General features: G+C 58.4%; 15 protein-coding genes and 1 pseudogene. 9 read left to right on the top strand and 7 right to left on the bottom strand.

Translation table 11 applies throughout. The annotated features are described in order from the left end of the window. Genes AC6I8J_RS07885 through sctU form a run of 9 tightly spaced genes read left to right on the top strand, consistent with a single transcriptional unit; the run spans position 1 to position 7064 of the window. The gene (locus tag AC6I8J_RS07885) at positions 1-864 is read left to right on the top strand and encodes an FHA domain-containing protein (protein ID WP_497825239.1); all 864 of its coding nucleotides are present in this window, start codon (positions 1-3) and stop codon (positions 862-864) included. Next, positions 864-2222, top strand: coding sequence for a type III secretion system ATPase SctN (gene sctN, locus AC6I8J_RS07880; RefSeq protein ID WP_480343646.1), 1359 nt, complete (start codon positions 864-866; stop codon positions 2220-2222). Before AC6I8J_RS07885 ends, sctN begins: the two co-directional genes overlap by 1 nt. Continuing rightward, a complete protein-coding gene (locus tag AC6I8J_RS07875; protein WP_497825238.1) occupies positions 2200-2664 on the top strand; it encodes a type III secretion protein in 465 nt (154 codons plus the stop codon). Before sctN ends, AC6I8J_RS07875 begins: the two co-directional genes overlap by 23 nt. Next, complete coding sequence (locus AC6I8J_RS07870; RefSeq protein WP_497825237.1) at positions 2661-3200, top strand: type III secretion system HrpP C-terminal domain-containing protein; 540 nt, start codon at positions 2661-2663, stop codon at positions 3198-3200. The genes AC6I8J_RS07875 and AC6I8J_RS07870 overlap by 4 nt, the downstream gene beginning before the upstream one ends. Then, positions 3197-4240, top strand: a complete 1044-nt coding sequence (gene sctQ, locus AC6I8J_RS07865) for a type III secretion system cytoplasmic ring protein SctQ (protein WP_497825236.1) — start codon at positions 3197-3199, stop codon at positions 4238-4240. Before AC6I8J_RS07870 ends, sctQ begins: the two co-directional genes overlap by 4 nt. 5 nt (positions 4241-4245) lie before the next feature. Beyond that, a complete protein-coding gene (sctR, locus tag AC6I8J_RS07860; protein ID WP_497825235.1) occupies positions 4246-4899 on the top strand; it encodes a type III secretion system export apparatus subunit SctR in 654 nt (217 codons plus the stop codon). A gap of 7 nt (positions 4900-4906) precedes the next feature. Next, complete coding sequence (gene sctS / locus AC6I8J_RS07855) at positions 4907-5167, top strand: type III secretion system export apparatus subunit SctS (RefSeq protein WP_086905687.1); 261 nt, start codon at positions 4907-4909, stop codon at positions 5165-5167. Then, positions 5167-5982, top strand: coding sequence for a type III secretion system export apparatus subunit SctT (gene sctT / locus AC6I8J_RS07850; protein WP_480343641.1), 816 nt, complete (start codon positions 5167-5169; stop codon positions 5980-5982). The genes sctS and sctT overlap by 1 nt, the downstream gene beginning before the upstream one ends. Then, entirely contained in the window at positions 5979-7064 is a 1086-nt protein-coding gene (sctU, locus tag AC6I8J_RS07845; RefSeq protein WP_497825234.1) for a type III secretion system export apparatus subunit SctU, read from the top strand. The genes sctT and sctU overlap by 4 nt, the downstream gene beginning before the upstream one ends. Before the next feature lie 332 nt (positions 7065-7396). Here sctU and hrpT read toward each other — a convergent pair whose 3' ends face one another. The 7 genes and pseudogenes from hrpT to AC6I8J_RS07810 all read right to left on the bottom strand — a co-directional run bounded on the left by hrpT (position 7397) and on the right by AC6I8J_RS07810 (position 12286). After that, positions 7397-7582 (bottom strand): HrpT family type III secretion system protein, encoded by a 186-nt coding sequence (hrpT, locus tag AC6I8J_RS07840; RefSeq protein WP_497825233.1) that lies wholly within the window; start codon positions 7580-7582, stop codon positions 7397-7399. A 17-nt stretch (positions 7583-7599) separates the two neighbouring features. Next, a pseudogene (sctC, locus tag AC6I8J_RS07835) lies at positions 7600-9643 on the bottom strand (type III secretion system outer membrane ring subunit SctC). 30 nt (positions 9644-9673) lie between these two features. Beyond that, the gene (locus tag AC6I8J_RS07830) at positions 9674-9901 is read right to left on the bottom strand and encodes an HrpF protein (RefSeq protein ID WP_069026120.1); all 228 of its coding nucleotides are present in this window, start codon (positions 9899-9901) and stop codon (positions 9674-9676) included. 75 nt (positions 9902-9976) lie between these two features. Continuing rightward, the gene (gene sctL / locus AC6I8J_RS07825) at positions 9977-10573 is read right to left on the bottom strand and encodes a type III secretion system stator protein SctL (protein WP_497825232.1); all 597 of its coding nucleotides are present in this window, start codon (positions 10571-10573) and stop codon (positions 9977-9979) included. Then, positions 10560-11141, bottom strand: coding sequence for a serine kinase (locus tag AC6I8J_RS07820; protein WP_285088436.1), 582 nt, complete (start codon positions 11139-11141; stop codon positions 10560-10562). Before AC6I8J_RS07820 ends, sctL begins: the two co-directional genes overlap by 14 nt. A 6-nt stretch (positions 11142-11147) precedes the next feature. Further along, positions 11148-11912 (bottom strand): type III secretion system inner membrane ring lipoprotein SctJ, encoded by a 765-nt coding sequence (gene sctJ, locus AC6I8J_RS07815; RefSeq protein WP_497825231.1) that lies wholly within the window; start codon positions 11910-11912, stop codon positions 11148-11150. Positions 11913-11917: 5 nt separating this feature from the next. Beyond that, positions 11918-12286: an EscF/YscF/HrpA family type III secretion system needle major subunit gene (locus AC6I8J_RS07810; protein ID WP_260058001.1), complete on the bottom strand. Its 369-nt coding sequence runs from the start codon at positions 12284-12286 to the stop codon at positions 11918-11920. Between the last annotated feature and the right edge of the window lie 52 nt (positions 12287-12338).

Genomic DNA, 12338 nt, shown 5'->3' with positions numbered 1-12338 from the left:
ATGTTCGAACTGCGCGTGCTGTCTGGCCTGCATTTAGGCGCCGCGTTACCCCTCTTCGGCGATAAATGGCTGATTGGCAGCGCTGATGAGGCCGATCTGATGCTTAGCGATGCTTGCGTTGCTGCCCGCCAGTGCGAGCTGCGCCGGGAGGAGACACAGTGGCGGGTAAAACCGGAGGGCGGGGAAGCCTGTGGCATTAACATTGAGGAACCTTTTCTGGTCGCTGACGTCTGGCTCTGCGTTGCGCGTATCGACACGCCGTGGGCCGCCTGTATGCCGCCTGCCACCCCAGCTAAGCCAGAAGAATCTGCTGAAACGCCGACTGAGGCCGTTCCCCCAGCCGCCCGTAAAGGGATACTCACCCGCAGCATCCGTACGCTGACCTGGAGCCTGATGCTGCTGCTCACCCTGACGGTAACGAGCTGGGTTTTGCAGCCCACCGTTGCCCAGACTCAGGTCACCTCCTCCCGGCCACTGAGCACCCCCGCAGCATTGCAGGCGCCGTTAGAGAAAATGTTGCGCGAACGCGATCTGGCGAGCCTCGTGAAAGTGGACATGCATAACCAGCGGTTGCGTCTTACAGGCCGCCTCAGTAAGCCACAGATGCAAATCTTTAAACGAATGCTGGAGCGTTTTAACGCAACGTACACCAGCGACCTCCCGCTGGATAACCAGGTCAGGCTGCTGAAGGTCAGGCTGCCGTTTCGCATTGTGCAAATCACCACCGGTAGTCGCGCCAATATCGTCACTGATGATGGGCAGCGTCTGTTTATCGGCGATGAAGTCGACAACCTGCGGCTGGTGGCGATTACCAGTAACCAGATCGAGTTTAACGGGCGCGATAACATTAAGGTGAGCTGGTAATGACGATGGCGCTGGAGCAGTGGTATCAACAGCAGCGGCGGCGGCTGACCAGCTTTTCGCCGGTCGAAAGTTTTGGCCGCATTACCGGGATCAGCGGGATATTGCTCGAAAGCAGCCTGCCCCAGGCGCGGATTGGCGATCTCTGCCAGATCGCCCGGGATGACGGGCAAAGCGTGCTGGCAGAGGTGGTCGGCTTTAACCCGCAGCACACGCTGCTCTCCGCCCTTGGCCAACTCGACGGCATAGCCCGGGGCGCGCGCGTGGTTCCGCTGTGCCTGCCGCACAGTATTGTGGTGTCGGACGCCCTGCTCGGCAGCGTACTTGACGGCTTCGGCCGCCCACTGGATTCAGGCCAGCCTGGCGCGTTCGCCCTGCCCGGTACGGTGGATGATGCGGCAGGCGTACTGGGCGATGCCCCGGCACCCACCGATCGTCCGCGCATCGATACGCCGCTGCCGACCGGCATTCGCGCCATTGATGGTCCGCTGACCCTCGGCGTGGGACAGCGGGTGGGGATCTTCGCCGGCGCGGGCTGCGGGAAAACCACCCTGCTGGCGGAGATTGCCCGTAATACGCCCTGTGATGTCATTGTCTTTGGTTTGATTGGCGAGCGTGGGCGCGAATTGCGCGAGTTTCTTGACCACGAGCTGGATGAGGCGCTGCGCAGCCGTACGGTACTCATCTGCGCCACCTCCGATCGCAGCAGTATGGAACGCGCCAGGGCCGCTTTTACCGCCACGGCCATCGCTGAAGCCTGGCGCGATAAGGGCAAGAGCGTGCTGTTGATCCTCGACTCCCTGACTCGCTTTGCCCGCGCCCAGCGTGAAATCGGTCTCGCGCTGGGCGAACCGCCGGGTCGTGGCGGGCTGCCGCCTTCGGTTTATACCTTATTGCCCACCTTGCTGGAGCGTGCAGGACAGACCTCACGCGGGTCTATTACCGCCCTCTATTCCGTGCTGATTGAAGCCGATTCAATGAACGATCCGGTCGCGGATGAAGTGAGATCCCTGATTGATGGCCACATTGTGCTGACCCGTCGTCTGGCGGAGCGCGGTCACTACCCGGCTATTGATGTGCTGGCAAGTCTGAGCCGTACCATGAGCAACGTCGCGACTCGCGAGCATATCCGCGACGCCACGCAGCTGCGCCGCATGATGTCCGCCTGGCAGCAGGTAGAGATGTTGATCCGCCTGGGGGAATACCAGCCGGGGCACGATGCCATGACCGATGCGGCGGTATCGGCTCAGGAGGCGATAAATGGCTATCTGCAACAGGCGATGCACGCGCCCTGCGGGTATGACGACACACTGCACCACTTAGCGGAGGTAAGCCAGCATGCGCCGTCATCCGTTACCTGATCACGACATCACGACTGAAGAGAGCAGCACTGAATTGCAGCAGGCCTTCTCTCTGCTGCTGCCGATTCGCCGCCAGCGCTTACGCCGCAGCGAACGTTTGCAACGGCAAGCGGAGCAGGCTCTGTGCGAAACACAACGTCAGTCTGCCGAAACGGAACAACAGCTTGAAGTCGCACAACAACATTATCAGCAGCTGCGCGATAGCTTTGCCGGACACCACCAGTCGGGGCTGCAAAAACAGGAGCGACTGATCGGAGGATTGACCCGGGAGCGTCAGGCCAGCGACGCGGTGAGTGGGCAGCGTAATCAGCTGCAGCAGTGCCGCGCACAGCAGGTCATGCAACAACAACAGGTACAGCACGCACAGCAGCAAACACAGGCGCGTCTGCGTGATGTGGAAAAACTGGAAGATCTGATGGCGCACAGCGAGGCATTACGATGACAGCCTTACCCCACCCTCCGCAAACTCATCCAGCGCCGCCGGCACGCCCGGAGGTGCAGCGCCATTCGCAGCAGACCGGACATTCAGATGCCGCAGCGTCCGAGCGTAAATCCCGTGCCGAGCCGTTTCGCGAAGAGTGTTCGCTGTTTGATGCGCTGCTGCTCACCCCCAGCGAACCGACGCAACCGCTTATCACCCCGTGGGAAGGCTCCCCCTCTTTTGGGTCACAGTTACCCCATGATCCTGCGCCTGCCGCCTCTCCGGTCAGAGCCTGGCAACAACTGGAGCCCCCCCTGTGTGCCATGGTGGAAAAGGAGCCTGCTGGTCCGATATCGATGACGCTACTGCTGCCCCTTTTAGGCGAAGTGGATGCCCGCCTGAGTCCTTTTGCCGCGGGCTGGGATATCAGCCTGCGTTTTGCGCCACCTGCCATGACGATGATGGCGGCCCATCAGGAGCGCTGCCGTGAGTCCCTGCGCCGCCGGATGGCCTGCGCGGTGCGCCTGCGCTTTGAGCAGCGCGGAGGCAGGGAATGAAACCCTTGTCCCTGCGCACGCTGCCGCGCGAAGAAGCCAGCCTGCGGCAACGTATCGGCCACGGTCTTGGCTATCCTTTTACGCTTGCGGGCGAAGCGGGTGAGCTTCAGCTGCGGCTCGCCACGCCCGGCGAGCGGCCACCGACGCAGAGCTTCTCCTGCAAGGCGGGAGGGTTATCTCTGGCAGAGAGCGAAGCGCTGCTCAGTCTGTTTTCCACCTGCCCGCTGCTGCCAGAACCCGGGGCGTGCGCTGACTGGTACTGGCCGCTCTTTAACCAGCATCTCAGCCCGGCACTGCACGCGCTGTTTGGCGACCTGACGCCGCAGGACGCGCTCTGCGCACCGGTTGAGGGGATGTGGCTTGCGATTAGCGTCACGATGGGTGAGGCGCAGGCGCAAAGTCAGTTATATCTTGCGCCCGCCACACTTGCGACGTTGTTAAACCAGCCTGGCTGGGCTCCGCTTCCTGCACCGCTTTGCAGCGCCCTGCCGTTATCGCTGCCGATAGACATGGGTGCAGTGTCGTTTGCCCCCTCGCAGTTACGCACACTTCGCCCCGGCGATGTGATTTTCCCTGCTACCTCGTATTTTTTCCCGACCGGTCGCGGCGAGCTTCGCCTTGCGCAATTGCACCTTGAGGGCGAATTGCTGTTCGGGGAGGGGCATCCTGCCCGTTTTCTTATTACCCGTCTGGAGAATAGTTACATGAATGTGACCCCCGAAGATAATCTGCCTGCCGATACCCCTCAACCGGATGAAAGCCTGACTGAAACAACCGCGCCTGTGGCCTCACCTTTTGATGCGCTGCCGCTGGCCTTAACGGTACGCTGCGGCCATCTCAGGCTGACGCTGGGTGAGTTAAATCGTCTGGATGTCGGCTCGACGGTGACGGTCGAAAATGTCGTCCCCGGTGAAGCACTGCTGTGTCACGGCGAGTTTCCGCTGGCGAAAGGTGAACTGGTCGATGTCGAAGGGCGTCTGGGGTTACAGATTACCCATATGCTGCCGGGCGTGGCGAGCGTCGGGGATGTGAACAGGTGATTCCGATGGAGATGGGGCCACTCAACCCGATTATGCTGGCGCTGTTTCTCGGCGCGCTGGCGCTGCTGCCGATGATGCTGATTATCTGTACCAGCTTTTTGAAAATTACGATGGTGCTGCAACTGACGCGCAACGCGATGGGCGTGCAGCAGGTGCCGCCGACGATGGCGCTCAACGGCATTGCGCTGGCGGCAACGCTTTTTATTATGGCGCCGGTATTCAGCGATATAGCCGACCGGCTGAAAGCGATCCCTGTCGACTTCAGCAGTATGGAGCGGCTCGACTATACCGCCACGAACGGTATCGAACCGCTGAAATCGTTTATGCATAAAAACACCGATCCGGACATCGTTATCCATCTGCAGGAAAATGCCCAGCGTATGTGGCCAAAGAAAATGGCGGATTCGGTTACCCCCGACAATATGCTGCTCATTATTCCGGCCTTCGTGCTGTCGGAGCTGCAGAACGGTTTCAAAATCGGCTTTCTGATCTTTATTCCTTTTATTGTCGTTGACCTGATCGTCTCGAATATCCTGCTGGCGCTCGGGATGCAGATGGTGTCACCGATGACCGTTTCGCTGCCACTGAAGATCCTGCTGTTTGTGCTCATCAGCGGCTGGACGCGGCTGCTGGACGGCCTGTTCTACAGCTATTTATGAGGTCATCATGGATATTCTGACGCTGTTTCGCCAGGGGTTACTGCTGGTGGTGATTCTCTCCGCGCCGCCGCTGCTGGTGGCCGTGATCGCCGGGGTGATCATTTCGCTGGTGCAGGCCGCGATGCAGTTGCAGGATCAGACCCTGCCGTTCTGCATCAAGCTTATCGCGGTCGGCCTGACGCTGGCGCTCACCGGGCGCTGGGTCGGTGTTGAGCTGATGGAGCTGGCGCAGGCTGCGTTTGCGATGATGTCAACGGTCAGTTCCTGATGCTGACAGGTTACCCTCTCACCGATACGTTTCATGCCATCCTCGCGCTGGGACTTGGCATGGCGCGTATCTTTCCCTGCCTGTTACTGACACCAATCTTCTCTTTCAGCGTCATAAAAGGGCTGCTGCGAACCGCTATTGCTGTGGCGCTGGCGCTGTTTATCACCCCGGGCATCAAAGAACAAATCGATGCGCTGGAGCCGACGATGATGACGCTGGCCGGGCTGGTACTCAAAGAGCTGATGATAGGCACCCTGCTCGGATTGTTGCTGGCGATGCCTTTCTGGCTGTATGAGTCTGTCGGCGCGTTATTCGATAACCAGCGTGGTGCCTTAATGGGTGGGCAAATAAACCCCCAGCTGGGACCGGACGTGACCCCGCTGGGGAAGTTAATGCAGCAGGTGCTGATATTGCTGCTGGTCACAGGGCTGGGACTATCAACCATCACCCAGGTTATCTGGGACAGCTATCATCTGTGGTCCGCCACCCAGTGGATACCTTTCCCCACAGAGGCGGGTTTTCACGTCTGGCTTACGCTTTTGGGGAAAATCTTCAGCGATATGGTGCTTTACGCCGGGCCGCCGGTGGCGCTGATGCTGCTGCTCGATTTTGCCATCGGTGTGATGAGTCTCTATAGCCCACAGCTCCAGGCGACCGCCCTGACAATTCCGCTGAAATGCCTGCTCGGCATGCTGTTCTTTATCCTCTATCTGCCGCTGCTGGACCATCTGGGTAATGCGCGGTTGTATGAACTCCGGGATCTTATCCCTGTCCTGTCGCAGATATTTGCCTCTTCAGCCGGGAGCGCACCATGAGCGAAAAAACCGAAGACGCCACACCGCAAAAACTCAGCGAGTCGCGCAAAAAAGGCCAGGTCAGCCAGAGCCAGGATATCCCTAAGCTGCTTATCTCCATCGGTATCCTTGAAACCCTGTTTGCTCTGGTGGACAGCGGGATGCAGCGATTGCAGGCGATGATGCTGCTGCCGTTAACGCGTCTGCGCGACCCATTCGATCACGCCATGGAGGAAGTGATCAGTGATAGTGTCACCGTCATGCTGGTGCTGGTGGGCATCCCGTGCGCCATTGCCATGCTGCTGCGGGTGGTGGGCGGCTGGGTGCAGTTCGGCCCCCTCTTCTCCACCGAAGCGCTGGCACTGAAACTGGATACGCTTAACCCGTTTAATCACCTGAAGAATATGTTTTCCGCCCGCCAGTTTACCCAGCTTTTGACCAGCATCTTTAAAGCAGTGGTGATAGGTCTGGTGGTATGGCAGGCGATCATGCCGGACCTCGGTGGCCTTGCTCAGCTGGCGCTTGACGATCTCAACGGTTTCTGGCAGGGGGTCATGGCGCTGTTTATGAAGGTGTCACGTCGGGTGCTGATGGTGATGCTGATAATCAGCCTGTTCGATTTTGGTATTCAGCGCTACTTCTTCCTTAAACAGCAGCGTATGAGTCATGAAGATATCAAAAACGAGTTCAAGCAGAGCGAAGGCGATCCGCATATGAAAGGCCACCGCCGTCAGGTGGCGCAGGAGATCCTGAATGAAGAGTCGGTACCTGCCCGTGAGATTAATGTGGAAGAGGCGGATGTGTTGCTGATCAACCCCACCCATTTTGCCGTCGGTCTCTATTACCGCCCGGATGAAACGCCGCTGCCGCGACTGCTGTTTAAGGCTTGCGATGAAGAGGCTCGTGCATTAATTGAAGAGGCGCAGCGTAAAAAGAGACCGGTGATCCGCTTTATCTGGCTGACCCGCACTCTGTGGCGCACCACGCGCGAAGGGGCTTATGTTCCACGCGAAACGTTAAATGCCGTCGCACAGGTCTATCGTCTTCTGCGGGAGCTGGAGGATCACTATCTGGAGGAGGTGATTGAGATTCGGGAAGAATAGTGCTGAGTTTAACGCCGCATTCTCTTATCAGGCAGCAACACGCTCCGACAGTAACAGTCGCATCTCACCTGCCTGCCGAATAAAAGCCAGTATAGAAGCGCTAAATATCGCCGGGGTTAAACCGGCAAGCGGTTACTGATAATAACGCTGCCTGCGACCTGCTGCAGGCGGCGGGGAAACGGACGTAATGGAATAGTGGTACCAGCACTGGCATGCGACACAGAGTGCGCCGTACGCAGGCTTCACAGAAACAGGAGGGAAATGGTGATGTTCGATCCTCGCCTAAATTTGACCCCAGCGATCAGCCGGGGTCTGAGACTGCCGGAACGCGGTCAGTTATCTACCGTTATCCGCGTGAAGTCGTTCGGGCTATTACGCAGCTGGGGTTGCCACCAGATGGTCAGGTTATGCAGGTCTGAAGAGGGGCGGCAGCCCACGTCATTACACCCACCCTGCGGCTTCGCGCAGGCACTCAGTATCAGCGCGGCGGCGGTCAGCACGATTTTTCTCACTAACATGCTTTTTCCTTATCAGCTCAGTAGAGGTTTTTAGCGGGTGCGCCGCCTGCTGCAGAGAGCAGCGAAGCGCGTGACGGACGTGACGGGGCATGGCTATCAAAGGCGACAAAGACCTCCGCCGATTCACCCGGGCGCAGTTCTGCGCGCGGCCAGACCGCTACCGCCAGCGTGCGGTCGCTGCGGCACAGGCTCTCATCAAAACGCTGCGTCTGACCGGTGCTGTTGGTGATCACCCCAACCGTTATCTGTACGTTGCTGTTGCCATACCACTGATGGCGGCGGAAATCGCTCCCGAAAGCGCCCGGAATGCGGCACAGGGAGGAAAGCGTCTGCCCCGTGCCACCGCTGGTCATTCCCGCTGGCACGCGGTTCAGCGCCAGGTCCCGCATCGCACCTTCCACCATCCCTTTGACGTCGGTGTATTTATGACGGTTAGTCACCTCATCCATCGCGCTATTCAGCTGCTCGCGCGACCCGGCAGCGATATACCGGGTCGGATCGACCTGGTCGCCAATTAAATGCGGCGTAATAATAAACAGCCGCTCACGCTGGGAGGTTTCATAGCGCGTTGAGGTAAAGAGTTTGCCGATCAGCGGAATACTGCCGAGGATCGGGATGCGTCGCTCGCGGTCGCCCGTCTCTTTGGAATGGAACCCGCCCAATACCAGCGAGCGTCGCGCTTCCACCAGCGCCTGAGTGCTGACCGCTGCGTTATGGGTTCCCTGCGCGTCGCCCTCTTCATCTTTATCGAGCTTGCCATCTTCCACATCAACAATGAGCTGGATAGCCGATTTTTGTGAAGTGCTGATAGCGCGTGGCGTCACCCGCAGGCTGGTCCCTGCGGTAACAGACTGGATATCCGCCACCCTCTCGCCAATGGCGCGAATAAAGGCAGTATCGCTGAAATCAATCACCGCGGGCTGATTCTCCAGCGTGAGGATTGTGGGGTTAGCGATAATGGACGCCGTCCCTTCCCCCTCCATCGCCTCGATGCTGGCAAAAAATCGCTGGAAATCGGTCACAAACAGCGTACTGGCACCGGAGAGCATACTGGCGCCGCTGGCGACACTGCCGAACTGACCGGCCAGGTTGCTGGAGAAGCGCTTCAGCGCGCTGCGGTCGATATCGACAATCACTGCATCGATCTCGATCAGTTTTTGCGGAACATCAATGGAGGTAATCAATGCCTGATACGCGCTACGGGTTTTCGGATCGTCACGCACCAGCAGCAGGTTGTTACGCACATCCGCTGAAACTTTACCGGCCAGCGTGCTGACAGGCGCCTTTTTACGCCCGGAGACCGGCATATTGCGATTAATCAGCTCGTTTAAAACACTTTGCGACTGTTCGCGTGATACCTGCTCATCCTCGCCCTGGCCTGATGACAGTTTGCCGGAAGAGGCGTTGCCGGACTGACCCAGCAGTTCATTCAGTATGGTGGCCACGCCCGGCACCAGCAGCTCCTGATCGCGATAGCGAATGGTGCGATCCGCCACGGCTGCGTAGCGCAGCGGGAATGCCATCATATCTTTACTGGCCCCGGCTTCAGGTTTGCTTTCCGATTTACGGGCAAATTCCGTTATCTGGCGCACATACTCCGGCGGACCGGTCACCAGTACCACGCCTTCATCCGGCAGTTTCGCCCCAGCCGAAGCGGGGTTCCAGCAGGCCGACACCGCGCAGCGCCTCTTTCAGATCCGGCGCGGCTTCCGGTGAAATCTCGATACGCTGTGAAGTCTGCGCTGCCTGGGGGCTGATGTAGAGAGTGTTGTTGTAGACAAACCACTGAAAGCGATACTCAAGCGCCAGGCGATTAAGGAAGGCTTCCGGGCTGTCTGCCCGTAGTTTACCGGTGACATTGCTGTCGCCCAGCGTGCCAAGATTGACCTCAACCCCAAAGCTGCTGGCAAAATCGTCAAGAATAATGTTAAGCGGGGTATTATCTGCCGAATAGGCATAGGCACCCTGCTTCCACTCATCCGGCACACGAGCGTTTGTGATGCCCATACTCAGTAGCAGCAGGGTAATGGCCGCCAGCAGGCGGCCCGGAAAAGAAAACATAAACACGCCTGACTCCTTGATGACAGGGGCTTAGTTAACAGCGTCGATGATCGCTTTACGGATGCCAAACTTAAACTGGGTGTATTGCGAACTCGCCCAGCTGGCGTTGGACATATCCTGCAGGCGATTCTGGAAGGCATACATATCCGCAATGCTGAACGACTCGCCCGAAACATCGCGGGCAAACTGATAGGCTTCATGATGTTTGCGGTTTGAGTTGGAAGATAACTGACGCTGTAACAGATCACTGGAACTCATGATGTTGACTCCTCTTGTTGGGCACCCCTGTTAAGTGGCGCGACAAGCGAAGCAGTTCCACTGATTTTGCTTTTTTTATGTACTCTCTTCTGCCAGTGCTGGCGCGAGTTGCTGGCTCAGCGTCTGCCAGCTAATCATCAGCTCACCCGCGTCGGTAATAAGACGCAAGCAATCTGGATCAAGCGCCGGGTCGGCGCACAGCGTCCAGCTCAGCTGAGGCTGCATGACCAGCCAGCCGTTAATCTCCTGCTCCTGCCCGCTGGCGCAATAGAGCGTCGCCTGCTGCTGACGCGGATAGTGACGCAACAACTGTCTGAGCAACGCGTGAAAACGGCGCTCATCATCCACCTCATCGAGCAGATGTTGCAGTGCCTCATTCAGAACCTTTCCGGCAAGCAACACCAGTTGCGTCTCTTCGGCTGCACGCTGTTCGTGCCAGTCAGCAAAGAGCGTCTGAGCCTGCTGCCAGAACCGGGCTTCCCATTCGCGCTGGCTGACCGCCCTTTCGGCTTGTGCCTCGGCGCGTGCCTGCTCGCGGATCGTTTGCGCCTGTTTATGGGCCAGCTCGATGATGGAAGCCGCTTCAAGCCTGAGCGCAATTTCTTCGCGGCGCAGCACATTATCCGGTGGCGCGCTGCCGCCCTGCAGAGGCAGGCTTTTAAGTTTCCACATCGTGCGTCTCTCCCGAAGGGTGTTGCACCTGCCAGATCGCCGTTTCCCATAAAGGACGCAGACGATGGCCAGGCAGTGAAAGCGCCGGGTTTACCGGCGCGTCGCTTGCCGGGAAGAGTAGCCGCAGGCGCGGCCAGATAGCCGGAAATAACGCCTGCAGCAGACAGAGGCTGTCGGCGCTGTCGCCAGTCGTGAACAGCCCGGCGGGCAGCCAGCACTCAGTGCGCATTCCTTTCGCCAGACGCCGCAACCAGATCTTTAACTCTGCGGGCAATGGCATGGCGCCGGCGCAAATCTCCGCGACGACAATCAACAGTTGCGCGCGTTGTTCGCCGCTTAAGTCGCTGATGGCCAGCACCATCGGCTCCGGCGCGACCAGTTGGCCTGGTACACCCAGCGTGCGTTGCCAGCACGCGGCATGCTGGCGCAGATAGTGCCTCTGTAAAGGCGCAGATAACCGTGCCAGTGGCTGGATGCGCCAGCTTTCATCAGCCTGTAACCAGAAGTCAGCGTGCCACCAGCGCAACCAGCGCAGGGCAATGTCCTCATCAGGTGCAGCGTTGAGCATAATCAATCACTTCGCCTGCGCAGCCTGGCGCTTACGACTCAGTGCCTGACGAATGAATGAATTTGCCACCAGTAACAGCAGCAGCGCCCCTAAGCATGTTGTAACTATCTTAATCATCCCGTATCGTTCCGGGCTAAGCTGAAACGGCCCCAGCTGCACCATTTCAATTTTATCCTGCCAGGCTTTCGCCGGGACAAAGACAATCGCCAGGTCGCGATCATCGCGCCCGCCCAGCCCTGGAATGCTGGTCGCCACCAGCCGGCGAATGCGCGGTTCGATACTGTCCGGGTCGAGGTTTTCATGATATTTGATAAATACAGAGGCGGAAGCGGGCTGTACCGGCTCGCCGGGGGCAATACGTTCCGGCAATACGACATGCACACGCGCCACCACGACGCCATCGATTTGTGACAGTGTTGCCTCTACCTCCTGTGACAGCGCATAGATATAGCGGGCGCGCTCCTCCAGCGGACTGGAGATAACCCCACTTTTCTGAAAAACCGCGCCGAGGCTGGTCCGTGCCTGATGGGGCAGTCCGGCGGCGTTGAGGATATTCACCGCCCGCTCAATATCACTGCGTGCGACGCTGACGCTGACCCCCTCTTTAGAAACCTGTTTCTCCGCCTCAATCTTAAAGCGGCTCAGCTCTGCCACCACATCGTTGGCATCGTTTTCTGACAGCCCGCTGTGCAACTGGGTCTGATCACCGCAGCCGGTAAGCAGCAACGCCAGGCACAGCGCACAGAAGCATTTAATGACGGCGCCATTCATAAGATTCACTGAAGGTTACTGAGTTTATCGACTGACTGAACGGTTTTGGCGATCACTTTGGCGTTCATCAGGCTTTCGATATAGTAATCAGAGAGCTGCGCATTGGCGCGGGAGAAATCTTCCGCACTGGATGACCGTGAAGCAACTCGGAGATCGCTAAAGGCTTCTTTTTGCGCACGCTGGCTGCCGCTCAGCGATTGCAGAATATTGCCGACCACGCCCGGCTCTGAAGCGCTCATCTGGCTGCTGTCAGGCGCAGGGCCATTAAGCTTTGCATTAAACCATTGAATATCTTCCGCCGACGGTGCTTCCTGGTACATTTCGACTGACGGAACCGGCTCTGAAGTGAGCAAGGAAGATTGAGAAACTTTCATCAGCAAACTCCTGAGGGATGAGAGAGCAGGGAGACATGAAAAACACCTCCCT

Source organism: Pantoea sp. X-Soil-ISGK-355 (genome assembly GCF_059730805.1).
The sequence above is the reverse complement of the archived record's forward strand: the minus strand, read 5'-3'. Positions and strand labels throughout refer to the sequence as shown.

Coding starts and splice junctions, on each gene's coding strand:
- sctJ (WP_497825231.1), bottom strand. CDS start 11,912: ATGAATGGCGCCGTCATTAAATGCTTCTGTGCGCTGTGCCTGGCGTTG.
- sctR (WP_497825235.1), top strand. CDS start 4,246: ATGGAGATGGGGCCACTCAACCCGATTATGCTGGCGCTGTTTCTCGGC.
- AC6I8J_RS07870 (WP_497825237.1), top strand. CDS start 2,661: ATGACAGCCTTACCCCACCCTCCGCAAACTCATCCAGCGCCGCCGGCA.
- AC6I8J_RS07830 (WP_069026120.1), bottom strand. CDS start 9,901: ATGAGTTCCAGTGATCTGTTACAGCGTCAGTTATCTTCCAACTCAAAC.
- AC6I8J_RS07820 (WP_285088436.1), bottom strand. CDS start 11,141: ATGCTCAACGCTGCACCTGATGAGGACATTGCCCTGCGCTGGTTGCGC.
- sctQ (WP_497825236.1), top strand. CDS start 3,197: ATGAAACCCTTGTCCCTGCGCACGCTGCCGCGCGAAGAAGCCAGCCTG.
- hrpT (WP_497825233.1), bottom strand. CDS start 7,582: ATGTTAGTGAGAAAAATCGTGCTGACCGCCGCCGCGCTGATACTGAGT.
- AC6I8J_RS07875 (WP_497825238.1), top strand. CDS start 2,200: ATGCGCCGTCATCCGTTACCTGATCACGACATCACGACTGAAGAGAGC.
- AC6I8J_RS07810 (WP_260058001.1), bottom strand. CDS start 12,286: ATGAAAGTTTCTCAATCTTCCTTGCTCACTTCAGAGCCGGTTCCGTCA.
- sctT (WP_480343641.1), top strand. CDS start 5,167: ATGCTGACAGGTTACCCTCTCACCGATACGTTTCATGCCATCCTCGCG.
- sctU (WP_497825234.1), top strand. CDS start 5,979: ATGAGCGAAAAAACCGAAGACGCCACACCGCAAAAACTCAGCGAGTCG.
- AC6I8J_RS07885 (WP_497825239.1), top strand. CDS start 1: ATGTTCGAACTGCGCGTGCTGTCTGGCCTGCATTTAGGCGCCGCGTTA.
- sctL (WP_497825232.1), bottom strand. CDS start 10,573: ATGTGGAAACTTAAAAGCCTGCCTCTGCAGGGCGGCAGCGCGCCACCG.
- sctS (WP_086905687.1), top strand. CDS start 4,907: ATGGATATTCTGACGCTGTTTCGCCAGGGGTTACTGCTGGTGGTGATT.
- sctN (WP_480343646.1), top strand. CDS start 864: ATGACGATGGCGCTGGAGCAGTGGTATCAACAGCAGCGGCGGCGGCTG.